This window comes from Pseudomonas sp. DE0157 (genome assembly GCF_007678615.1).
Lineage (GTDB): Bacteria > Pseudomonadota > Gammaproteobacteria > Pseudomonadales > Pseudomonadaceae > Aquipseudomonas > Aquipseudomonas parafulva_B.
In genome coordinates, this window is the sequence record NZ_VEJN01000015.1 from 28,998 (window position 1) to 52,266 (window position 23,269).

Below are 23,269 nucleotides of genomic sequence, written 5' to 3' on the forward strand. Positions count from 1 at the left end.
CATGATGATTCGCCTGCGTGTCCTGCTGCCTGCCTTGCTGGTGATGCTTCTGGGCGGCTGCGTCAGTTGGGGCGGTGAGCCCTGGCGGCAACCGGAGATCCACCTGATCAGGGTGGAAACGGTCAAGGCCCGCCTGCTGCAACAGGAATTCGTGCTCCATGTGCGGGTGGAAAACCCCAACGACAGTCGCCTGTTCATCCGCAACCTGTCCTATGCCCTGCGGTTGAACGATGTGCTGCTGGCAGAGGACGAAGCCAGCCTGTGGCGCAGCGTTGGCGGACACGACCAGCGCACCTTCAAGATCACCGCCCGTACCAACCTGTGGCAGCGCCTCAAGCCACTGGCCAAGATGCTCAAGAGCCACCAGCCTTTGAAATACACGCTCAAGGCCGAACTGGGCACCGGCCTGTTGATCCATCGGAACCTGCACTTGTTGCGCGGTGGTGAGATAATGCCCGGCGATCATTACCTGGAGTAACCCCGCAATGTCCCAACAGCCTCACGTTCACGGCCCTGACTGCGACCACGACCACGATCATCACCCTGATCACGGCCATGTCCATGGGCCGCACTGCAACCACGGTCACCAGGAGCCGGTGCGCAACGCCCTCAAGGATGTTGGCCGCAACGACCCGTGCCCGTGCGGCAGCGAGAAGAAATTCAAGAAGTGCCACGGCGCCTGACCGCCGCCCCGCCGTTCGACAGCACCGCGCCTGTCCTTTAGCGCGGGCGCGGCGCGGTCTGCAGCTTGGGCGCCGAGGTGCCCGGCTTGGCTGGCAACCGTAGCGCGGTGGCCAGCAACAGCCCCAGGCACAGCACCATGCACAGACCGTTGGTGCCCTTCCAGCCTGCCGTGTCCAGTAACAAGGAAGGCGTAAAGGCCCCGAGCGTGGCACACACGGCAATGGCCAGGTCATTCTTGCCCTGCAGGCGCATCGCGCACGGGCTGTCCTGCAATGCCTGCGCCAGCAGCGCGCCCCCGCCCACATAGGTCAGGTTCCAACCCAGGCCCAGTGCGATCAGGGCCGCGGTCATCACTGCATAACTGCTGGACCCCATGTTCAAGGCCGTGCTCACCACGAACAGGCCCAACCCTGCGCAGATCGTTACCTTGATGCCCAACCGTTTAATGATGCTGCCTGTGAAGAACGACGGCGCAAACATCGCCACGACATGCCACTGGATGGCCATGCGCACGTCGGCGAAGTCCTGGTGCATACCTTTCATGTGCAGCGAAGCCTGGATCATCAACAGGTTCATGATGCCGTATCCCAGCGCCGCCACGCTCATTGCCACCACCAACACCGTGCGTGGCGCAGGTCGCACCGTCTCGGACGCTTGCAGGCCCTGCTGCGGGCGATTCACCGGCATCTCCTTGGGCAAGCACAGGGCTATCAACCACGACACGAGCGCCAGACCAATAAAGGCGGCATAGCACAGCGAGAACAGTGGATACCCGCCCACATCCCTGAGCCACCCGGTCAAGGCCGGCCCCGCCACGGCCGCGATCACGCCGCCTGCCACCACCAGTGAAAGCGCCCGCGCCTTGAGGTGTTGTGTCAGATTGTCGGTAGCGGCAAACCGGTTGAAGTTGGCGAACGCGATGTACACCCCTAAGGCACAGTGGCTGAGTATCAAGGCGAAAAAGTGCTGGTGCTGCACGGCCAGGAACCCGCTGACGCCGGATACGGCCAAGGGCAGAGCCCCCAGCATGAATGCGCGGCGACGACCGATGCGCTCCATCAGCCACGACACCGGGTAAGTCGCCAGCATCACGCAGAGAAACTGAAACCCGTAGGGCACCGTCGCCCACGCAGGATCGGGTGCCAGGGCAGCACCGACAAGGGCTGCCATGGTCACGGACATCACAGCCGTGGTGAGGTTGACCGATTGTGCGATGAAATACAGGTAGGTGCGTGCTGGCAGGATTTCGCTCATGGCGTGCTCGCTGAAGGCGCAGTAAATGAATGCGCCAAAGCTTCTCACTGATCGGCTGACCACGGGCGAACAGTCGACGCGGTTTCCAGCTAACTGTTAGGCTGTTTTTTCTAACACTGACGGGCCAGTCGATGCGTGCTGACACTCTCCTTCATCAACTCCGGCAGCGTCTGGCTGCCAGCGAATGGCTGCCCGGGCAACGCATGCCGTCGATTCGCAAGCTCACGGCCAGCACGGGTGCCACCTACCACGAGGTCGTGTCCAGCTATGGGCGCCTGGTCAGTGAAGGGTTGTTGACGGCCGTGCCAGGGCGTGGCTACTTCGTGGCCGGTACCATTCGGCCGCCAGCCAGGGACGAGGCGCCCGGGCATATGGCCGGGGACGCGCTGTTCAAGCTGCTGCAAGGCGGCCCGCACTACACCAAGCTCGGCTGCGGCTGGCTGCCCCCTGCCTGGCGCGACACCGAGCTGCTGGCCAAGGCCGTGCGGCGTACGGCGCGCCTGGAGCAAAGCTCACTGGCCGACTATGGCGACATCCAGGGTTACCTGCCCATGCGCAAGCAGTTGTGCGTGCACCTGCGGCGCATGACCCAGATCGATGTAGGCCCGCAGCAATTAATCAGCACCTTGGGCGCCACCCAGGCCCTGGACCTGGTGGCCCGCCTGCTGATCGCCCCTGGCGATCACGTGTTCGTTGACGAGCCTTGCAACGGCAACCTGGTCAAGCTGATCGAGCTGGCCGGGGGGCACGTGGTCGGCATCCGTCGACTGCAGGACGGTCCGGACCTTGAAGACATGCAGCGGCACCTGGCCCAGCACAAGGTCAAGGCCTTCTTCTGCAACAGCACATTCCACAACCCCACCGGCAGTAACGTCAGCCCGCACAACGCCTTCGGCGTGCTGAGACTGGCGATCGAACACGGCTTTTACGTCGTCGAAGACGACGTGTACGGCGACTTCAGCCCGGGTGTGCGCCAGACCTTCGCCGGCTTGGATAACCTGCAGCAGGTCATCTATATCGGCAGCTTCTCCAAGTGCCTGTCCGCCTCCCTGCGCGTGGGTTACATCGCCTGCCCGGCTGCACTGGTCGAACCGCTCATGCGCCTAAAACTGCTCACCTGCGTGGCCGTGCCTGCATTCTGCGAGCGCTTCGTCAATACGATCCTCACCGACGGCACCTACGCCAGGCACATGAGCGACTTGCAGCAACGCCTGATTCGACAGCAGGTTCAGACCCAGCGCACGCTGACAGACCGCGGCTGGCGCTTCGACATCACGCCGCACGGCGGCATGTTCCTGTGGGTCCATCACCCCGATATTGCCAACCTGCATCCTTTCTTGCGCCAACTCGAACAGCACGATGTGCTGCTGATGCCTGGCGAATCCTTTGCGATCACGCGCAACTACGTTCGGTACACCCGCATCAACTGCACGCACTTTTCCGACGCCATGGCTGTGCATTTCGAAGTTTGACCCGCTGCAACGCGCCCCTGGATACCCCGGCGTCACGGCCGGGGATTGGCAAATGGCCGACAAGGTCTTGCCACTCATCCAGCGCTGGGCCGATGTGCCGAAATAAAGCCAGGGCAGGCCTTGCACCCAGGCGGCCTGCTCACTACCTTAGCGCCTTTCCATCCCCGCTATGCCTTGCAGGAGCCTTGCCATGGCCGCCCCCGCCCTTTTCTTTTTCCGCCCGCGCGCTGCAACGGCTGCCCTGCTGCTCGGTTCACTTGGCCTGGCCGGTTGCCAGACCACTGCCCAACAGGACAGCCTGCCGCCGGCCAGCGGCGTGCAGCCGCTCAAGGGCCTGGCCCAGAACGTGTCGGTCAGGCGCAATGCCATGGGCGCTCCGCTGATTGAGAGCAGCACATTCCATGACGCGCTGTTCACCTTGGGCTACGTGCATGCCGGGGACCGGATCGAGCAAATGGTTGCCATGCGGTTGCTGGCCCAGGGGCGGCTGGCTGAAGTGGCGGGCCGCGATGCACTGGATATCGACCGTTTGATGCGCGCCGCCAACCTCAAGCAAAGCGCGGCACAGCTGTACGCCGACGCATCGCCACGGCTCAAGCGTTTCTTCGACGTCTATGCGCGCGGGGTCAACGCCTACCTGTTCCGCTACCGCGACAAGCTGCCGGCGGACCTGGCCAACAGCGGCTACCGCCCCGAATACTGGAAGCCTGAAGACTCCGCGCTGATATTCGCGTTGTATGCCTTCAGCCAGTCGGTCAACCTGCAAGAAGAGATCAGCGCCTTGACCCTGGCGCAGAAAGTCGGCAGTGACAAGCTGGCCTGGCTGCTGCCCGGCGCCGCCGACGAACCGCTGGCCGAAGGCGAAGCAGCCAAGCTCAAGGGCCTAGACCTTGCCAGTCAGTTGCCGGGGTTGTCTGCCCTGGCAGCCGCCAGCCAGAAACTGGTCGACCTTGACCTGCTGGGTAGCCCCGGTTCAGCCAACCTGGCCATCAGCCCGCAACGCAGCCGCAGCGGCAAGAGCCTGCTGGCCAGCGACAGCCGTGCAGTCTGGGCGCTGAGCCCGGTACAGATCCACACCAGCAAGTACCAGGTGGCCGGCCTGTCGCTGCCGGGCCTGCCGATCGTGCTGGCTGGCTACAACGGCCAGCTGGGATGGACCAGCAGCGCGGTGATGGCCGACAACCAGGACCTGTTCCTGGAAAAGCTGCGCCACCAAGGCAACCAGGTCAGTTACCTGGCGGACGGCAAATGGGTTGCAGCCAGGGCACACACCGAGACCTTCCTGGTGCGCGGCGAGCGCCCACAGCGCGAAGTGATGCATGACACGCGTCATGGCACGCTACTCGGCCAGCCAGGCAATGCCAGCCTGGGCATTGCCCTGAACTTGCCGCAGTTCAAAGGTGATCGCAGCCTTGATGCACTGTTCGACCTGACCCGTGCCAAGACCGTGGAGCGCGCGTTCGACAGCACCCGTGATGTCACGGCTGCTGCGCTGAACTTCGTCTTTGCCGAACCTTCGCACATTGGCTGGCAGGTGAGCGGGCGCTACCCCAACCGCCGAGAAGGCCAAGGCCTGTTGCCTTCGCCGGGATGGGATGGGCGCTATGACTGGGATGGCTATGCCGACCCCATGCTGCACCCGTACGACCAGGACCCGACCGCTGGCTGGATCGGCCACGCCAACCAGCGCAGCCTGCCGCGCGGCTACGGCATGCAGCTGTCGAGCAGCTGGTACTACCCGGAGCGTGCCGAGCGCCTGGGCCAACTCGCTGGCAATGGCCGCCTTGATGGCCGCAGCCTGATGGCATTACAGAACGATCAGGTCACCTTGTTGGCCGGCAAGCTCAAGCAGATGTTCGACGCGCCAGGCATGGCAGGCCCGCTGCAGCAGGCCATCAATGCCTTGCCCACCGATCAGCGCGACAAGGCCCGTACGGCGCTGGCCAGGCTCAAGGCATTCGATGGCCGCTTGAGCCCGGTGTCGTCCGATGCTGCGCTGTACGCCCTGTTCCTCCAGGCCGTTGCCCGTCAGACGTTCCTCGATGAACTGGGGCCGGAGTCGGGGGCGGCCTGGCAGGCATTCGTGAGCAATGCACGCCTGTCGTTCTCGGCACAGGCCGATCACCTGCTGGGCCGGGATGACAGCCCGTTCTGGGACGACCGCGGTACGCCCCAGAAGGAAGACAAACCCGCCATCCTGGCCCGCAGCCTGGTTGCGGCAATGGACACGGGCATCGTCCAACTGGGCGCCGATCGCAGCGCCTGGCAATGGGGCAAACTGCACCAATACCAATGGCCTGCACCGGCCTACCACGGGCTGGGAGATGCCATCGGCCGTCCTGCACAGCCTGCAGGCGGCGACTTCAGCACGCTCGCCTTTACCCCCTACGCCTGGGGAAGCGACTTCGTCACCCGCCTGCCGGCATCGGCGCGGCTGATCGTGGACTTCAGCCAGGCTGAACCCCTGCAGGTGCTGACCAGCAGCGGCCAGTCCGGCAACCCGGCCAGCCCGCATCATGGGGATGGCCTCGATGCCTGGTTCAAGGGCCGCTTCGCGGTCATGCCGCTTGCGCCCCAGCACTTCGCACGTGCCTATGGCACCCAGCGCCTGACCCTGATACCGGGCAAGTAGAAAAGGTCCGCGGCGTGCAGCAGCTGCGATGGTCAAGGGCTGAACAAACCACCGGTCGAACTTCCCTTGGCCGCTGCGGCTCCTAACTGGTAACTCCCTACCAGTGCGTGTGCCATGGACCTCGTCATCGCTCGACCCGAAGGCCTGTACTGTCCGCCCGGCGATTTCTACATCGATCCCTGGCGGCCGGTAGACCGCGCCGTGATCACCCACGGCCACGGTGACCACTCGCGTTCCGGCAATCGCCATTACCTCACCGCAGACCCCGGCGCCGGTATCCTGCGCAGCCGCCTGGGCATGGACATCAACTTGCAGACCCTGCCTTACGGCGAGCGCCTGTTGCACCACGGCGTGACCCTGAGCCTGCACCCTGCCGGGCATGTGCTGGGATCGGCACAGGTGCGCCTGGAATATCAGGGCGAGGTCTGGGTGGCGTCGGGCGACTACAAGGTCGAGCCAGACGGCACCTGCGCGCCCTTCGAGCCAGTGCGCTGCCATACCTTCATCACCGAATCGACGTTTGGCCTGCCCATCTACCGCTGGCCGACCCAGGCGGATGTGTTCGCCGGCATCAATGCCTGGTGGCGGGCCAACAGCGAACAGGGCAAGGCCAGCGTGCTGTTCTGCTACGCCTTCGGCAAGGCGCAGCGCATCTTGCATGGCCTGGACCCCAGCATTGGCGCGATCCTGGTGCACGGTGCCGTCGAGCCGCTGAACAGGGTGTATCGCGAAGCGGGGGTGTACCTGCCCGAAACCCGCTATGCCGGCGACATTGCACGCAACGATCCGCTGTTGCGCACGGCCCTGGTGATGGCCCCGCCGTCCGCTGGCGGCAGCAGCTGGATGCGGCGCTTCGGCGATTACAGCGACGCGTTCGCCAGTGGCTGGATGCTGCTGCGCGGCACCCGGCGCAGACGCGGTGTGGACAAAGGCTTCGTGCTCTCGGACCACGCCGATTGGCCTGGGCTGCTGTGGGCCATCGGCCAGACGGGCGCCGAACGGGTCATGGTCACCCACGGATCGGTGGGCGTGCTGGTGCGCTACCTGAATGAACAGGGGCTCGACGCCCGCGCATTCGTCACCGAATACGGTGAGGAAGATGACGCCACAGCCGGGGAGAAGGGCGCATGAAAGCCTTCGCCGAACTGTACTTGCGCCTCGATGGCACCACCTCCAGCAATGCCAAGCTTCAGGCCCTGCGCGAATACTTCGCCAGCGCACCGGCCCAGGACGCCGCCTGGGCGGTGTATTTCCTGGCGGGTGGGCGCCCGCGTCAACTGGTGCCCACCCGAGTATTGCGCGAACTGGCCGGCGCGATGGCAGGGTTGCCGGACTGGCTGTTCGAGGAAAGTTACCAGGCGGTGGGCGATCTGGCCGAGACCATTTCGCTGTTGTTGCCCGACACCCAGCAGGGCGATGACGAAGGTCTGGCGCATTGGGTCGAAACCTACCTGCTGCCGTTGCGCGGCCTGCCCCCGGAGGAACTTCAGCAACGTCTGCCACCTCTGTGGGCACGGCTGGATCGCCCCAGCCTGATGCTGTGCCTGAAGCTGATCACCGGCAGTTTCCGCGTCGGCGTATCGAAACTGCTGGTCACACGCGCCCTGGCTCAGTTGGCGGAGCTGGACGCCAAACGGGTAGCCCAGCGGTTGGTCGGGTATACCGACATCAGCCACCGGCCAACCGCCGAGCGCTACCTTCAACTGATAGCGCCCGAATCTGCCGACGAGCATAGTCAGCGTGGCGGGCAGCCCTATCCCTTCTTTCTCGCGCACCCCCTACAGGCCCCGGTCGAACAGTTCGATACGCTGCTCGGGCCGCCCAGCGCGTGGCAAATCGAATGGAAGTGGGATGGCATCCGGGCACAGGTGGTCAAGCGCGACGGGCAGCTGTGGGTATGGTCGCGCGGTGAGGAGCTGGTCACCGAACGTTTTCCCGAGTTGCAGAGCCTGGCCCAGACCCTGCCCGATGGCGTGGTGCTCGATGGCGAGATCCTGGTCTGGAAAGCGAGCGATGCCAAGGCAGAGGCGTCCGTTCAGCCCTTCGCCCTGCTGCAGCAACGCCTGGGTCGCAAGACCTTGGGCAAGAAACTGTTGAGTGATGCCCCAGTGGTGTTGCAGGCCTATGACTTGCTGGAATGGCAAGGCGAGGACTGGCGCAGTCGCCCGCAGCATGAGCGGCGCGCGCAGCTCGAACGTGTGCTTGAAGCCTGCCCACTTGCGCCTGTGCTGCTCTCCCCGCTGCTGCAAGGGCCCGACTGGGCGGACCTTGCCCGGCAGCGGGAGCAGTCACGCAGCCTGGGCGTGGAAGGCATGATGCTCAAGCAGCGCGAGGCACTGTATGGCGTTGGCCGCACCAAGGACATGGGGACCTGGTGGAAGTGGAAGATCGATCCGTTCAGCGTCGACGCCGTGCTGATCTACGCCCAGCGTGGCCACGGACGGCGCGCCAGCCTGTACAGCGACTACACCTTCGCAGTCTGGGACGGCCCTGCCGGCACCCCGGACCGCACGTTGATCCCCTTCGCCAAGGCCTATTCCGGCCTGACCGACGAGGAGATGCGCAAGGTCGATGCCATCGTGCGCAAGACCACCCAGGAAACCTTCGGCCCCGTGCGCAGCGTAACGCCCACGCTGGTGTTCGAGTTGGGCTTTGAAGGCATTGCTCTGTCCAAGCGCCACAAGAGCGGCATCGCCGTGCGCTTTCCACGCATGTTGCGCTGGCGCCTGGACAAGCCTGTCGAGGAGGCCGACGACCTGGCGACCTTACAGGCCTTGCTGGCCTGATCAGGGATCACAGGCAGCTGTGAGGGGCTGGCGTGAGGCGCTGGCAGCGAAATTGTGCTTTCATCTGAAGGCTCAGCCCGTGCTCCAGACCGTTCCAGCCCCGTATTCAGGACCATCATGCACCACTCGACCCACGACATCCTCTCCCCTGTTCCGGGGGTAACCCGCCAACTGCACAGCTTCCACTTCGGGCCACGCGGTGGCCGCAAGGTGTACATCCAGGCCTCGCTGCATGCTGACGAATTGCCCGGCATGCTAGTGGCCTGGCACCTCAAGCGCCACTTGCTGGAACTGGACCAGCAAGGCCGCCTGCAGTGCGAGGTCATCCTGGTGCCGGTTGCCAACCCGGTAGGCCTTGAGCAGGTGCTGCTCGACGCCCCGCTGGGCCGGTTCGAGTTGCAAAGTGGCGAGAACTTCAACCGCAATTTCGTCGACCTGTCAGACAGCATCGGTGATCAGGTCGAGGCCCACCTGACCCAAGACCCGCTCCACAATCAGGCCCTGATCCGCGAATACCTGCGCCGCGGCCTGGATGCTCATCCGGCGCGTACTCCACTGCAAGCGCAGCGCCTGATCCTGCAGCGCCTGGCTTGCGATGCCGACCTGGTCCTGGACCTGCACTGCGACTTCGACGCTGTCGAACATCTCTATACCACCCCGGACGCCTGGCCGCAGTTCGAGCCCTTGGCCCGTTACCTGGGTGCCCAGGCCAGTCTGTTGGCGACCGATTCGGGCGGGCAGTCTTTCGACGAGTGCTTCAGCCTGCTGTGGTGGCAACTGCAACAGCGCTTTGGCAAACGCTTCCCCATCCCGGCGGGCACGTGTTCAGTCACCCTCGAATTGCGCGGCCAGGCGGATGTGAGCCACGACTTGGCGCGCCAGGACTGCCAGGCCATTCTCGACTTCCTGACCCATGCCGGCGTGATACAGGGCCATGCCCCTGCCCTGCCGCCCTTGCGCTGGCCAGCCACGCCACTGGCTGCCGTGGAGCCGATCACGGCCGCTGCGGGCGGGTTGCTGGTTTACCACGCCAAGCCAGGTCAGTACCTGGAGGCAGGGCAACTGATTGCCGAGGTCATCGACCCGCTCAGTGATCGCGTCATGCCCTTGCGCAACAGCCAGCCTGGCCTGCTGTATGCGCGCAGCGTGCGGCGCATGGCCACGGCAGGCATGGTGATCGCCCATGTTGCCGGCGAGCAGGTGTGCCGCAGCGGCAATCTGTTGGCCAACTGACAAGTAAACCAATGCCTTGCAGCGGTGGTCTCTAGAAGCACAGCCTTCGAGGGACTGCCCGCTTGATGCCCACCGCCACCGATCTTGCCAATGCCTGGTTCGCCCAACGCGGCTGGAAGCCGTTCGCTTTCCAGCGCAAGGTATGGGCCGCCGTCGAGCGCGGGGAGTCGGGCCTGCTCTATGCCAACACTGGCGCTGGCAAGACGTATGCGGTCTGGCTGGCGGCACTGCGAGCGTTCAAGGCCCAGGCCCAGGGGCGCCACGCGGCGCCGCTCCAGGTCATCTGGATCACCCCCATGCGCGCCCTGGCCGCCGATACGGCACGAGCGCTGCAGGCGCCCATCGACGAGATGGGCTTGCCCTGGAGCGTTGGCGTGCGCAGCGGCGATACCGGCAGCGCCGAGCGCGCACGCCAGGCCCGTCGCATGCCCAGCGTGCTGGTCACCACACCTGAAAGCCTGACCCTGCTACTGACCAGGGCACAGGCCAGCAATGACTTCGCGACGCTGCGCATGGTTGTGGTGGATGAGTGGCACGAACTGCTCGGCAACAAGCGGGGGGTTCAGCTGCAACTGGCGTTGGCCCGCCTTCGGCGTTGGCACCCTGGCCTGCCGACCTGGGGGCTGTCGGCCACCCTCGGCAACCTGCAGCATGCCCTGGACGTGTTGCTGCCCCAAGGTGGTCAGCTGGTCCGCGGGCGCCAGGACAAGGTGCTGCAGGTCGATACCCTGGTGCCTGAGCACATCGAGCGCTTCCCATGGGCAGGGCACATCGGCCTGAAGATGTTGAAGCAGGTGAGCCGGGAAATCGACGCCAGCAGCAGTTGCCTGGTGTTCACCAACACCCGGGCGCAGGCCGAGCTCTGGTACCAGGCCCTGCTCGAAGAGCGCCCCGACTGGGCGGGCCTGATCGCGCTACATCACGCCAGCCTGGCACGTGACACCCGCGACTGGGTCGAACGCAGCCTCAAGGAGGGCACGCTCAAAGCCGTCGTCTGTACATCGAGCCTGGACCTGGGCGTGGACTTTCTGCCGGTCGAGCGCGTCCTGCAGATCGGTTCGGCCAAAGGAATCGCCCGGTTGATGCAGCGCGCAGGCCGCTCCGGGCATGCGCCTGGACGGCGCTCGCGTATCACCCTGGTGCCCACCCACAGCCTGGAGCTGGTGGAAGCCGCCGCCATGCGCCAGGCCCTGGCGGCCGGCCACCTGGAGGGCCGCCGGTCACCGCGCCTGTGCATGGATGTACTGGTCCAGCACCTGGTCAGCATGGCCCTGGGCAGCGGGTTCGAGCCGCAGCAACTGCTCGCTGAAGTGCGCAGCACCTGGGCCTTCGCCGACCTGCGTGACAGCCAGTGGCAATGGGCACTGGACTTCGTTTGCCATGGCGGCAGCTCGCTCAGCGCCTACCCCGATTATCAACGTGTTGAAATGCACCCAGACGGCTTATACCGGGTCGCCAGTGAGCGCCTGGCGCGCCGCCATCGCATGGGCATCGGCACCATCGTCAGTGACGCCTCGCTGCACCTGAAGTACTGGAGCAAAGGCGGTGGCGGCAAGAACCTGGGCAGCGTGGAAGAAGCGTTCATCTCACGCTTGAGGCCCGGGGACACATTCGTCTTCGCCGGCCGCGTGCTGGAGCTGGTTCGCGTGGAAAACATGACCGCCTATGTGCGCCGCAGCAACGCGCGCAAGGCGGCGGTGGCCCGCTGGAACGGCGGGCGCATGCCACTTTCCAGCGAACTGGCAGATGCTGTGGTCCAGCAACTTGACGCCGCAGCGCACGGTCGCTTCGACAGCCCTGAAATGCGCGCAGTAAAGCCGTTGCTCACGGTACAAGCCCAGTGGTCGGCGCTGCCGACGACAGGGACGCTGCTGGCAGAGACATTCAAATCCAGGCAGGGCTGGCACCTGTTCGTGTACCCGTTTGCCGGGCGCATGGCCAACATGGGGTTGGCCAACCTGATCGCCTGGCGTGTCAGCCGTGAGCAACCGCTGTCGGTTTCCATCGCCGTCAACGACTACGGCTTCGAGCTGCTAAGCCCTGGGCCGGTGGATTGGGCCAGCTACCTGCCCCAGGCGTTGAGTACCGAAAATCTTCTGGAGGATGTGCTTGCCAGCCTCAATGCCGGGGAAATGGCGCTGCGCCGGTTCCGGGAAATCGCCCAGATCGCTGGGCTGGTGTTTGGTGGCTATCCTGCGGCGCAAAAGAGCATGCGCCAGATCCAGGCCTCGAGCGGGTTGTTCTACGAGGTATTCCGCAAGCACGACGCAGGCAACCTGCTGCTGGGCCAGGCACGTGATGAGGTACTTAGCGAAGAGTTGGAAATCGATCGGCTTCGGGCCCAGTTGCTGAAACTGACCGACCTCAGGCTGGACTTGCGTGTGATGGAGCGCACCGGGCCGCTGGCGTTCGCGCTACTGGTCGAAGGGCTGCGTGAAACCCTCAGCACGGAAAAACTGGCAGACCGCATCGCGCGGATGGTAGCGGAATTGGAGAGCATTGCAGGTTGAACCAGATAACGATCAGACGCATTCATGGGGTAGCGGTCATATCGCTGGCCATCGACGGCCTGGCGATCCGCACATGACGACACATTGCGCCATCGAACTGGCCGGGCAGAAACTCTGGCTGCTGCCGGACAAAGCCGTGTATTGGCCAGCCCGCAAGGCGTTGCTGCTGGCCGATGTGCACATCGGCAAGGCGGCGAGCTACAGGGCCTTGCACCAACCCGTTCCCAGAGGCACTACCGAAGCCACGTTGGCCCGGCTCGACACACTGCTGGCCGAGCATGACTGCGAGCAACTGATCGTGCTCGGTGATTTCCTGCATGCCCGGACTGCGCGGGCGCCGGCTACGCTGGCCCGGGTGCAAGCCTGGCGGGAGCGTCATCCGGAGTTGAGCATCGTGCTGATACGCGGCAACCATGACCGCAACGCAGGCGATCCACCTGTTGAGCTGGGGATCGACGTGGTAGACGAACCTTATGTAGTGGGGCCGTTCGCCCTGCAACACGAACCCAAGGCGCATCCGGCACTCGCGGTGCTTTCAGGGCACGTCCACCCGGTCTTCGTGCTGCGCGGCAGGGCTCGCCAGCGGCTGCGCCTACCGTGCTTTCTGATCGACGAAAAAGTCAGCCTGCTGCCAGCTTTCGGAGAATTCACAGGCGGTTGGGAGATCGAGCCCGCCGGCACCAGCCAGGTCTATCTGGCCGGTGCCGGCCGGGTGTGGCCGCTATGAAATGAATCAGGCCACAGGCGCCGGAGGCGGCTCATCGGGAAGGGTGGGCTCGCCAGGCTCCATAGGCGTATCACCCGGCTGGCCAGGCTGCGGCGTGTCCGGGTCAGGCTGCCCTGGCACACCGCCGGCATGCAGCGGCAATGGGTCAGCCAACAGCGACCAGGACAGCAGCCCGATGTGATTGGGCTGCAAGCCAGCCAACTTCGCACTGATCGTTGGGTGGAGTTTCATTGGCACCTCCTGACAACAGCCGACCCGCTTTATGCAAATCGGCAGGGTTACCCCTTGGAGCGTCAAAAGCCGATGAAATTCCCGACGCCTGTCGGTCAGGTGCGTGGCAGGGTGACGCCACGTTGGCCCTGGTACTTGCCGCCGCGGTCCCGGTAGGACACTTCACAAGGCTCGTCCGATTGCAGGAACAGCATCTGCGCCACCCCTTCGTTGGCGTAGATCTTGGCCGGCAACGTGGTGGTGTTGGAGAACTCCAGCGTCACGTGGCCTTCCCATTCGGGCTCGAGCGGGGTCACGTTGACGATGATGCCGCAACGCGCATAGGTGCTCTTGCCCAGGCAGATGGTCAGCACGTCGCGCGGGATGCGGAAGTACTCCACGGTGCGCGCCAGTGCAAAGGAGTTGGGCGGGATGATGCACACGTCGCTCTTGATGTCGACGAAGCTGCCGGCATCGAAGTTCTTCGGGTCGACGGTGGCCGAGTTGATATTGGTGAAGACCTTGAATTCGTCGGCGCAGCGCACGTCGTAGCCGTAGCTGGAAACGCCGAAAGAGATGACCCGGTTATCCTGTTCGCCACGCACCTGGCGCTCCACGAACGGCTCGATCATGCCGTGTTCCTGCGCCATGCGGCGAATCCACTTGTCCGATTTGATGCTCATGGCGGGATGTCCTGAAGAGTCTGCAAGGTAAAGATAGACGCGCATCTTACCGGTCCCGGCGCGGTCTTCAAAGTTCCATCCAGCGTTTGCCGCCCGCCGCGGCTACAGTGCCCGCGAGGCGTGGCTTGCAGCCGCCGTCGATCTCTTTTCGGGGAAAGCGGCGTCTGGCCATTGGCAGCTTGGGCAAAGTGGGGTAAGGTGTTGCCACTGTGCTGCACGTGACACCGAGAATCTCTAGTTTGATGCACGATCCTGATCGGCCCATCGCTGAATTTTCTGCTCTCTTTGCGCTCAGTCCCGGGCAGGGTTTTTCCTGACCGAAATCAAATTGTCCAAGGAGACAGAAAAATGTCCAATCGTCAAAGCGGTACCGTCAAGTGGTTCAACGATGAGAAAGGCTACGGCTTCATCACCCCTCAGTCGGGCGACGACCTGTTCGTGCACTTCAAAGCCATCCAAGCTGACGGCTTCAAAACCCTGAAAGAAGGCCAGGCTGTTACTTTCGTCGCTACCCGCGGCCAGAAAGGCATGCAGGCTGAAGAAGTTCAGATCGCCTAAGTCGATCTAGCTTTCTAGCTTTCAAAAAAAACCCGCTTCGGCGGGTTTTTTTATGCCTGCTACTCAGTCAGCAGGCGCCAGGGCGCGCTGACCATGGTCAAGGATCGCCCGTTGAACAGATACGCGCCTGGCCTCCTCTGAGCACGACCTGTCAGCACGAGCGGCTCACCGAGCCGCCCTCTGGTCTTGATCTGAAAGGCTGCGGTACTACAGCCGACTAGTCTTCGCTGATGGTGATGCTCGGCATCGCTGGCGCTGCCGCCTCACGCAGTACGATACGCGCCCCCACCTTGCGCGCCAGCTCCTGGTACACCATGGCGATCTGGCTCTCAGGCTCGGCGATGGCCGTAGGCTTGCCGTTGTCGGCCTGCTCGCGGATCAACATCGAAAGCGGCAACGACGCCAGCAGATCGACGCCGTACTGGCTGGCGAGTTTCTCACCGCCACCCTCGCCGAACAGGTGCTCAGCGTGGCCGCAGTTCGAACAGATGTGTACGGCCATGTTCTCGACCACGCCCAACACCGGAATGTTGACCTTGCGGAACATTTCCACGCCTTTTCTGGCATCGAGCAGCGCCAGGTCCTGGGGCGTGGTCACGATGACCGAACCTGCCACCGGCACTTTTTGCGCCAGCGTCAGCTGGATGTCGCCGGTGCCAGGCGGCATGTCGATGACCAGGTAATCGAGATCATTCCAGGCTGTCTGGGTTACCAACTGCAGCAGCGCCCCCGAGACCATGGGGCCGCGCCACACCATGGGGGTATTGTCATCGGTCAGGAATGCCATCGACATCACTTCGACCCCATGGGCCTGGATAGGCACGAACCATTTCTGATCACGAATCTGCGGCCGCGTACCTTCGGCGATGCCGAACATCACGCCTTGGCTGGGGCCGTAGATATCCGCATCGAGGATGCCTACGCGCGCACCCTCACGGGCCAGTGCAAGCGCCAGGTTGGCGGCGGTGGTGGATTTGCCCACGCCGCCCTTGCCCGATGCCACGGCGATGACGTTCTTGACGTTGGCCATGCCGGGCACTTGGGCCTGGCCCTTGTGGGCCGCGATCACGCACTCGATGCTCACCTGTGCGCGGGTCACACCCTCAAGGTTACCGATCGCCGTTTCCAGCACCTGCGCCCAGCCCTGCTTGAACAGGCCTGCGGCATAGCCGAGCTGCATCTGTACGCTGACACACCCATCCTGGATTTCGATGGCACTCACGCAACCGGCAGTGACCGGATCCTGGTCGAGATAGGGGTCGGTGTACTGGCGAAGCACGCCTTCGATGGCGGCGCGATTGAGGGCACTCATGGACACTCCCATTGGCAAACTGAATGTAAAACAAGCGCCTATCCTAACCCGTCAATCGTCAGCAGATGCGTGCGCGGGGTGAAATATATTCGTCAGCCCTTTATAGTGGCCGATCATCCTCATTTTCACCCGTCGCCAGATAAGTAGCCGAGCCACCATGTCCGAGCCACGTCAGATTCTCGTCACCAGCGCCCTGCCCTATGCCAATGGATCCATCCATCTTGGCCATATGCTCGAGTACATCCAGACAGACATGTGGGTCCGCTTTCAAAAGCTGCGCGGCAATCAGTGCATCTATGTCTGTGCCGATGATGCGCACGGCTCGGCCATCATGCTGCGAGCCGAAAAGGAAGGCATCACGCCAGAGCAACTGATCGCCAACGTACAGGCCGAGCACAGCGCCGACTTTGCCGATTTCCTGGTGGACTTCGATAATTTCCACTCCACCCACAGCGAAGAAAACCGCGAGCTGTCGGGCATGATCTATACCCGGCTGCGCGAGGCGGGGCATATCTCCACTCGCTCGGTGACCCAATACTTCGACCCTGAAAAGGGCATGTTCCTGGCAGACCGCTTCATCAAGGGCACGTGCCCGAAGTGCGCGGCCGAAGACCAGTATGGCGACAACTGCGAAAAATGCGGCGCGACCTATGCACCGACCGAATTGAAAGACCCCAAGTCTGCTATTTCAGGGGCTACACCGGTGCTGCGCGACTCCCAGCACTTCTTCTTCAAGCTGCCCGACTTCCAGGCCATGCTCCAGCAGTGGACGCGCAGCGGCACGTTGCAGGACGCCGTGGCCAACAAGCTCGCCGAATGGCTGGATGCCGGTCTGCAGGAGTGGGACATCTCCCGGGACGCGCCTTATTTCGGTTTCGAGATCCCTGGCGAGCCTGGCAAGTTCTTCTACGTCTGGCTGGACGCGCCGATCGGCTACATGGCGAGCTTCAAGAACCTGTGCGCGCGTCGCCCGGACCTGAACTTCGATGCCTTCTGGAACCAGGGCTCCAGCGCTGAGCTTTACCACTTCATCGGCAAGGACATCGTCAATTTCCACGCCCTGTTCTGGCCCGCCATGCTCGAAGGCGCTGGCTTGCGCAAGCCGACCGCGGTCAACGTGCACGGCTACCTCACCGTCAACGGTGCGAAGATGTCCAAGTCGCGGGGCACGTTTATCAAGGCCCGTACCTACCTCGACCATTTGCAACCCGAATACCTGCGTTACTACTATGCCGCCAAACTCGGTCGCGGGGTCGATGACCTGGACCTGAATCTTGAGGACTTTGTGCAGAAGGTTAACTCCGACCTGGTGGGCAAGGTGGTCAACATCGCCAGCCGGTGTGCCGGGTTCATCCATAAAGGCAACGACGGCGTGATGGTGGCCGGTGATGCAGCTCCAGAGCTGACCGAAGCCTTCCTGGCAGCTGCACCGTCCATTGCCGAGGCCTACGAGGGCCGAGACTTCGCACGCGCCATGCGTGAGATCATGGCACTGGCCGACCGCGCCAATGCCTGGATTGCCGAAAAAGCGCCTTGGTCGCTGGCCAAGCAGGAAGGCAGGCAAGACGAGGTGCAAGCCATCTGCGCCCAGGGCATCAACCTGTTCCGTCAGTTGGTGATCTTCCTCAAGCCTGTGCTGCCAGTGCTTGCGGCCGATGCCGAGGCCTTCCTGAATGTGGCCCCCTTGACCTGGGACGATCACCGTTCGCGCCTGGAAAATCACTCACTCAACCCGTTCAAGGCCCTGCTCAGCCGCATTGAACCTGCCAAGGTGCAAGACATGATCGCGGCCAGCAAGGAGGACCTGTTGGCCGCCGAGGAGCCCAAGGCACCTGTGGGTAATGGCGAGCTGCACAAGGACCCGCTGTCGGCGGAAGTCGACTTCGACACCTTTGCCGCTGTCGACCTGCGCGTGGCACTGATCGTCAAGGCCGAGGCCGTACCGGGTGCTGACAAGCTGCTGCAGTTGACCCTGGACATCGGTGATGAGCGCCGCAACGTCTTCTCCGGCATCAAGTCAGCCTACCCTGACCCCGCTCAGCTCGAAGGCCGGCTGACCATGATGGTCGCCAACCTCAAGCCACGTAAAATGCGCTTTGGGGTTTCCGAGGGAATGGTGATGGCCGCCGGCCCTGGCGGTGAAGAAATCTACCTGCTCAGCCCCGACAGCGGCGCCAAGCCCGGTCAGCGCATCAAGTGACCCACAAGCGGGACCTGCATCAGGCCCCGCCTTGCGACGATGGCGCGCAGCCACGGGCTGCTGCGCCTTGCCTGCCTTGCTCACGTTCTCCAGGAACGCTACGAATTCATGAATGCCGTCAAACGTCGAGAAATCTTCCGTCGACTGCACGAAGACAACCCGACACCCAAAACCGAGCTGGCTTACACCACACCCTTCGAGCTGTTGGTAGCCGTGACCCTTTCCGCGCAATCCACCGATGTAGGTGTGAACAAGGCCACAGCGCGGCTTTTTCCAGTTGCCAACACCCCTGAGGCTATCTACGCGCTCGGAGTCGACGGACTGAGCCAGTACATCAAGACCATTGGGCTCTACAACAGCAAGGCCAAGAACGTCATCGAGGCCTGTCGCCTACTCATTGAGCGGCATGACGGGCAGGTGCCGGACACGCGCGAGGCCCTCGAAGCCTTGCCGGGCGTTGGCCGCAAGACAGCCAACGTAGTGCTCAATACGGCATTTCGCCAACCGGCGATGGCAGTGGATACCCATATCTTCCGCGTCAGCAACCGCACGGGCATTGCTCCGGGCAAGACGGTGCTGGAGGTGGAAAAAAAGCTGCTCAAGTTCGTCCCCAAGGATTACTTGCTCGACGCACACCATTGGTTGATCCTGCACGGACGCTATGTATGTCAGGCCCGCAAGCCCAGGTGCGGCAGCTGCCGAATCGAGGACCTGTGTGAATTCAAGCACAAGACCAGTTATGATTGAGGCAATAGTAGAAAGATTGCGCTTCGATTGAAAAAATCTTTTTTACCAGCGCCCACTTTATGGTTATAAGGTCGGCCATTGGCCCTTGCCGTGGAGCGACTCATGAGCACTGATAAAGACGACCTCACGATTGAAGATGATTTTGTGACCGCTGAAGAAGAAGTCGAGCCGCAAGTAGAACCGGCGAAAACCAATCTGAGCAAGCGTCGCACCATCGACAATCTGCTGGAAGAACGTCGACTGCAAAGGCAACTGGCCGATTTCGATTACGATCTCTAGGAGGTGCTGGCTGGCGGGCCTCCGAAAGACCCGCTCCCTCTCCGTTCAGGCCTCGAATTCGGTGCAGAGCCCTCCTGCAGGAGGCTCTGCATACCGTCAGTTCAACCCGTGTCGCTGTGCCAGTTCGATCAAGTCCACCAATGACCGCGCGTTGAGTTTGAGCAGCAACCGAGATTTGTAAGTACTGACCGTCTTGTTGCTCAGGTACATGCTGTCGGCGATTTCCTTATTCGACCGGCCCCGCGCCAATTGCTGAAGCACTGTCATCTCCCTTGCCGAAAGGCGGTTGACCATTTCCGCTTCACTGCCGCCGCTGCGCCCTCGCGAGGCGTGCAGCGCCTGGTTGGGGAAGTAGCTATAGCCCGACAACACCGCCTTGATCGCGCTGAGCAGTTCGGTCAGTTCCTGTTGCTTGCACACGTACCCTGCCGCCCCTGCCTGCATGCACCGCATCGAGAAGTTGCCGGGTGCCTGGGAGGTCAGTACCAGTACTTTGCTGCATGGGCTTGAACTGGCCATGCGGGCTATGACTTCGAGGCCGTCGAGCTTGGGTATGCCGATGTCCAGCACGACGATATCGGGAAGATGTTGCCGTGTCAGTTGCAGCGCGGCCACTCCGTTGTCCGTTTCAGCGACGACATCGTACCCATGCCGCTCCATCAGCATGCGTACGGCCAGACGTATCACAGGGTGATCATCCACGATAAGCACTTTGTTCATGCGATATCCATTCATTGCTGTTGCATTGGCAGGCCACGATAACCGAGAGAAGAACTCATGGCGCGGCGTTTTCGCCTAGAAACGGACGTACAGACACGGCTTACTAAACTTACGGAAGTTTCCTACACACAAGATGAAGAGTTGTTACAAGCTAATTAATAAAAGCGGATAAGAACTCCCTTAGAGGGCAACTCCCGACAACTTTTACATCAAACACTGACACCGTGGTCGTGACGCTTGAAGCGCTTGGCAGGCGCAGGCCCGGCATGGGAAACAGTGCAGGGTTTAGCTGAGCAAGGACCTAGGTTATAGATGTACGAAAGCGCAGGAGAAGGCTCCATGAATCAAGCACAACCCGTTGCTCCGCTGACAATCGTCGCTATCTTTGCGGGCATAATCGAAGCCTCCGCCCTGGCTACCTTGCCCTTTCTCAGCGAAGCCAGCCAGACGCTGTATACATGGTTTCTGGTTGGGTTTCCCTTCTTCCTGACCGCCCTGTTCTTCTTGACGCTGAACTTCAATTACAAGTCTTTCTATACGCCTGCTGGATCGCGTATCGAATCAGTGGACAGTGCGCAGAGCGCACGGAAGATCACGTCCACGACCCTGCCAACCGCAAGCGCAATCGTGCACGGCGAGCCGGTGACCTTCATGTTCAGCGGGCCAGAGGCAAATCAGTTGATGGAAAAGGAGGTATTGCAAGCGCTCGCCCAAGCGCCTGAGCCGGCTCGCACCTGGCAGTTCTGCAATGTGCCAAGAGGGCAATGTGTCCGGCTTTCAGTCAGCCCCCTCGAGTAAAGGCAAAAAACCCGGCACTAGGCCGGGTTTTTGCAGAACGGCGTGCTGAATCAGAGCAACGAGCGGCCCTTGTTCGCAGCGATACGCATACGCAGCGCATTGAGCTTGATGAAGCCCGCCGCGTCTTCCTGGTTGTAGGCACCGCCGTCTTCTTCGAAGGTGGCGATGTTGGCATCGAACAACGAATCGTCGGATTTGCGGCCGACCACGGTAACGTTGCCCTTGTAGAGCTTCAGGCGTACGACACCGTTCACATTGACCTGGGACGCGTCGATCATCTGCTGGAGCATGACCCGCTCCGGGCTCCACCAGTAACCGGTGTAGATCAGGCTGGCGTACTTGGGCATCAGCTCGTCTTTGAGGTGAGCGACTTCGCGGTCCAGGGTGATCGATTCGATGGCGCGGTGCGCCTTGAGCATAATGGTGCCGCCAGGGGTCTCGTAGCAGCCACGCGACTTCATGCCCACGTAGCGGTTTTCGACGATGTCCAGTCGACCGATGCCGTTGGCGCCGCCGATACGGTTCAGATCGGCCAGCACGGTGGCCGGGCTCTTCTCTACGCCGTCAATTGCGACGATGTCGCCGTTGCGGTAGGTCAGCTCAAGGTAGGTTGCCTGGTCTGGGGCGTTTTCGGGCGAAACGCTCCAACGCCACATGTCTTCTTCATGCTCGGTCCAGGTATCTTCCAGGACGCCGCCTTCATAGGAGATGTGCAGCAGGTTGGCGTCCATCGAGTACGGCGACTTCTTCTTGCCATGACGCTCGATCGGGATACCGTGCTTTTCGGCGTAGTCCATCAGTTTCTCGCGCGAGAGCAGGTCCCATTCACGCCATGGCGCGATGACCTTGACGCCGGGCTTGAGGGCATAGGCGCCCAGTTCGAAACGAACCTGGTCGTTGCCTTTGCCGGTAGCGCCGTGGGAGATGGCGTCGGCACCGGTTTCGTTGGCGATTTCGATCAGACGCTTGGCGATCAGCGGACGGGCAATGGAAGTACCCAGCAGGTACTCGCCCTCATACACGGTGTTGGCGCGGAACATCGGGAATACGAAATCGCGCACGAATTCTTCGCGCAAATCGTCGATGTAGATTTCTTTGACGCCCATTGCCTGAGCCTTGGCACGCGCCGGCTCGACCTCTTCACCCTGCCCCAGGTCGGCGGTGAACGTCACCACTTCGCAGTTGTAGGTATCTTGCAGCCACTTGAGAATCACCGAAGTATCAAGGCCGCCGGAATACGCCAGTACGACCTTTTTTACGTCCGCCATGCCATCACTCCACGGGGTTGTACGGAAAAGGCCCGATTCTAACGGCGTTGAGGCTCAATTTATAGAGGCGCGACAGCTTCTGACGACAAAGCGACAAGAATTGTCGATGGCGCGACGGCCGCTACTTTGCAGTGGCGGGTTTGTCCGGGACCGACTTGGTGGCACTTGCAGCCTGCGCCGGGGCAGCGGAGGCAGCGGGGGCCTCGACCGCCTTTTGCGTGGGCTGCGCCTGGGCAGGGCCTCGCTCAAGTTCGATGTTGACCCGCCGGTTACGGGCGCGATTGCCGGCGCTGTTGTTCTTGACCAGCGGATAACGCTCGCCGTGGAAACGCACGGTTATCTGGCTTTCAGGCACGCCGTGGGCCATGAGGTAATCGGCGACCGCTAGTGCTCGCCGGCGGGACAGGTCGCGGTTGGTCAACCGATTGCCGCTGTTGTCGGAATGCCCGTCCAAGGCCACCTGATTGACGCTGGGGTCGGCCTTCATGTATTCGAGCAGCACATCGAGGCGGGTCTTGGCCGCCTGATCCAGCACGATGCCGCCACCGGGGAAGCCCACCTGGGTCTGACGCACCTGGTCGTAGTTCATCGGCAACAGCTTGCTGGCGCAGGCCTGGTAGTCACTGTAGGCCTTGGCGAAACTGACCGGCAGCACGCGCACTTCCATTGCCCGCCCGCCCTCCCCGGCGAAGTTGCGCACCACGGCGCTGCGGCCATCGAGCAGGCCGTTGATCAAGCGGCTGGCCTGGCCTTGGGAGGAGTTGAACAGCACGCCGGTACGTGCCATGCGCACATTGCCCAGGTTGATGTCCCCGCGCCCAGGTTGCCAGGGCGCTGCAGCAGCCAGCAAGGCGGCACCGCCGGCACCCATCGCATTGGTTTGTGAGCGCAGGCGGAACACCGGTTGCTCACCGGCACGGCGTACGAACTCACCGCTTCCGAAACCATCTATCGGCTGGGTCAGCCGGCATTCGAACGCGTCACCCTCCACCGTCCAGGCAATGCGCTCCATGCGTGTCTGAAACGTCAAGGCACCGGCCGGCACGCTGGCAAACACGATAAACAGGGCTAGGTAACGCTGGCGCACGGCGGGCTCCACATAATTCGACACTCACCTTTACACTATCGGGCGGCCGCGGGAAAACTTGATACCTGTGCTCTGGAGGGGCTTTTCCGGTAGCATTACGGCTTGAGTT

At 62.6% G+C, this 23,269-nt stretch carries 21 protein-coding genes; 14 read left to right on the forward strand and 7 right to left on the reverse strand.

Annotated features, from left to right (window positions below; all coding sequences use genetic code 11):
• Window position 1 precedes the first annotated feature (1 nt).
• Together FS777_RS17145 and FS777_RS17150 are read left to right on the forward strand one after the other, a co-directional pair.
• A complete protein-coding gene (locus FS777_RS17145; RefSeq protein ID WP_058637962.1) occupies window positions 2-478 on the forward strand; it encodes an LEA type 2 family protein in 477 nt (158 codons plus the stop codon).
• A gap of 7 nt (window positions 479-485) precedes the next feature.
• Entirely contained in the window at window positions 486-683 is a 198-nt protein-coding gene (locus FS777_RS17150; protein WP_058637961.1) for an SEC-C metal-binding domain-containing protein, read from the forward strand.
• Window positions 684-720: 37 nt separating this feature from the next.
• Here the strand turns inward: FS777_RS17150 and FS777_RS17155 are convergent, their stop codons facing one another.
• Window positions 721-1,938 (reverse strand): MFS transporter, encoded by a 1,218-nt coding sequence (locus FS777_RS17155; protein WP_145256593.1) that lies wholly within the window; start codon window positions 1,936-1,938, stop codon window positions 721-723.
• 131 nt (window positions 1,939-2,069) lie between these two features.
• Between FS777_RS17155 and FS777_RS17160 the strand changes: the two genes are divergently transcribed.
• From FS777_RS17160 to pdeM, 7 genes are all read left to right on the forward strand, one after another.
• A complete protein-coding gene (locus tag FS777_RS17160) occupies window positions 2,070-3,410 on the forward strand; it encodes a PLP-dependent aminotransferase family protein (protein WP_078478103.1) in 1,341 nt (446 codons plus the stop codon).
• Window positions 3,411-3,600: 190 nt separating this feature from the next.
• Window positions 3,601-6,042 (forward strand): penicillin acylase family protein, encoded by a 2,442-nt coding sequence (locus FS777_RS17165; RefSeq protein WP_145256609.1) that lies wholly within the window; start codon window positions 3,601-3,603, stop codon window positions 6,040-6,042.
• A 114-nt stretch (window positions 6,043-6,156) separates the two neighbouring features.
• A complete protein-coding gene (locus tag FS777_RS17170; protein ID WP_145256612.1) occupies window positions 6,157-7,173 on the forward strand; it encodes a ligase-associated DNA damage response exonuclease in 1,017 nt (338 codons plus the stop codon).
• On the forward strand, window positions 7,170-8,828 hold the full coding sequence (locus tag FS777_RS17175; RefSeq protein ID WP_058637957.1) for an ATP-dependent DNA ligase: 1,659 nt from the start codon (window positions 7,170-7,172) through the stop codon (window positions 8,826-8,828). Before FS777_RS17170 ends, FS777_RS17175 begins: the two co-directional genes overlap by 4 nt.
• A 117-nt stretch (window positions 8,829-8,945) precedes the next feature.
• Complete coding sequence (locus tag FS777_RS17180) at window positions 8,946-10,061, forward strand: succinylglutamate desuccinylase/aspartoacylase family protein (RefSeq protein WP_145256615.1); 1,116 nt, start codon at window positions 8,946-8,948, stop codon at window positions 10,059-10,061.
• Between the two features lie 65 nt (window positions 10,062-10,126).
• Complete coding sequence (locus FS777_RS17185) at window positions 10,127-12,571, forward strand: ligase-associated DNA damage response DEXH box helicase (protein WP_145256618.1); 2,445 nt, start codon at window positions 10,127-10,129, stop codon at window positions 12,569-12,571.
• A gap of 73 nt (window positions 12,572-12,644) precedes the next feature.
• Entirely contained in the window at window positions 12,645-13,298 is a 654-nt protein-coding gene (pdeM, locus tag FS777_RS17190; protein ID WP_145256621.1) for a ligase-associated DNA damage response endonuclease PdeM, read from the forward strand.
• Between the two features lie 6 nt (window positions 13,299-13,304).
• Here the strand turns inward: pdeM and FS777_RS17195 are convergent, their stop codons facing one another.
• Together FS777_RS17195 and dcd are read right to left on the reverse strand one after the other, a co-directional pair.
• Complete coding sequence (locus FS777_RS17195; protein ID WP_058606055.1) at window positions 13,305-13,529, reverse strand: hypothetical protein; 225 nt, start codon at window positions 13,527-13,529, stop codon at window positions 13,305-13,307.
• 95 nt (window positions 13,530-13,624) lie between these two features.
• The gene (gene dcd / locus FS777_RS17200) at window positions 13,625-14,191 is read right to left on the reverse strand and encodes a dCTP deaminase (protein WP_023535255.1); all 567 of its coding nucleotides are present in this window, start codon (window positions 14,189-14,191) and stop codon (window positions 13,625-13,627) included.
• Between the two features lie 348 nt (window positions 14,192-14,539).
• On the opposite strand from dcd, the gene FS777_RS17205 reads away from it, so the two are divergent.
• A complete protein-coding gene (locus tag FS777_RS17205; protein ID WP_016488765.1) occupies window positions 14,540-14,749 on the forward strand; it encodes a cold-shock protein in 210 nt (69 codons plus the stop codon).
• Between the two features lie 217 nt (window positions 14,750-14,966).
• On the opposite strand, the gene apbC is transcribed toward FS777_RS17205, so the two are convergent.
• Complete coding sequence (gene apbC / locus FS777_RS17210) at window positions 14,967-16,061, reverse strand: iron-sulfur cluster carrier protein ApbC (RefSeq protein WP_058637953.1); 1,095 nt, start codon at window positions 16,059-16,061, stop codon at window positions 14,967-14,969.
• Window positions 16,062-16,218: 157 nt separating this feature from the next.
• Here apbC and metG point away from each other — a divergent pair, with 157 nt between their 5' ends.
• From metG to FS777_RS21450, 3 genes are all read left to right on the forward strand, one after another.
• Window positions 16,219-18,261: a methionine--tRNA ligase gene (gene metG, locus FS777_RS17215; protein ID WP_145256624.1), complete on the forward strand. Its 2,043-nt coding sequence runs from the start codon at window positions 16,219-16,221 to the stop codon at window positions 18,259-18,261.
• 108 nt (window positions 18,262-18,369) lie between these two features.
• Window positions 18,370-19,008 (forward strand): endonuclease III, encoded by a 639-nt coding sequence (nth, locus tag FS777_RS17220; protein WP_078479391.1) that lies wholly within the window; start codon window positions 18,370-18,372, stop codon window positions 19,006-19,008.
• Between the two features lie 102 nt (window positions 19,009-19,110).
• Complete coding sequence (locus FS777_RS21450) at window positions 19,111-19,287, forward strand: PA3496 family putative envelope integrity protein (protein ID WP_178091282.1); 177 nt, start codon at window positions 19,111-19,113, stop codon at window positions 19,285-19,287.
• Window positions 19,288-19,383: 96 nt separating this feature from the next.
• Here FS777_RS21450 and FS777_RS17225 read toward each other — a convergent pair whose 3' ends face one another.
• Window positions 19,384-20,007 carry a response regulator transcription factor gene (locus FS777_RS17225; protein WP_058637951.1) on the reverse strand — a complete coding sequence of 208 codons (624 nt, stop codon included), beginning with the start codon at window positions 20,005-20,007 and terminating at the stop codon, window positions 19,384-19,386.
• A gap of 339 nt (window positions 20,008-20,346) precedes the next feature.
• Here FS777_RS17225 and FS777_RS17230 point away from each other — a divergent pair, with 339 nt between their 5' ends.
• Window positions 20,347-20,805 carry a hypothetical protein gene (locus FS777_RS17230; RefSeq protein ID WP_058637950.1) on the forward strand — a complete coding sequence of 153 codons (459 nt, stop codon included), beginning with the start codon at window positions 20,347-20,349 and terminating at the stop codon, window positions 20,803-20,805.
• Between the two features lie 50 nt (window positions 20,806-20,855).
• Here FS777_RS17230 and FS777_RS17235 read toward each other — a convergent pair whose 3' ends face one another.
• Both FS777_RS17235 and FS777_RS17240 read right to left on the reverse strand, forming a co-directional pair.
• Entirely contained in the window at window positions 20,856-22,073 is a 1,218-nt protein-coding gene (locus tag FS777_RS17235; protein WP_058606061.1) for an argininosuccinate synthase, read from the reverse strand.
• Window positions 22,074-22,194: 121 nt separating this feature from the next.
• Window positions 22,195-23,160: an OmpA family protein gene (locus FS777_RS17240; RefSeq protein WP_145256628.1), complete on the reverse strand. Its 966-nt coding sequence runs from the start codon at window positions 23,158-23,160 to the stop codon at window positions 22,195-22,197.
• Window positions 23,161-23,269: the final 109 nt, after the last annotated feature.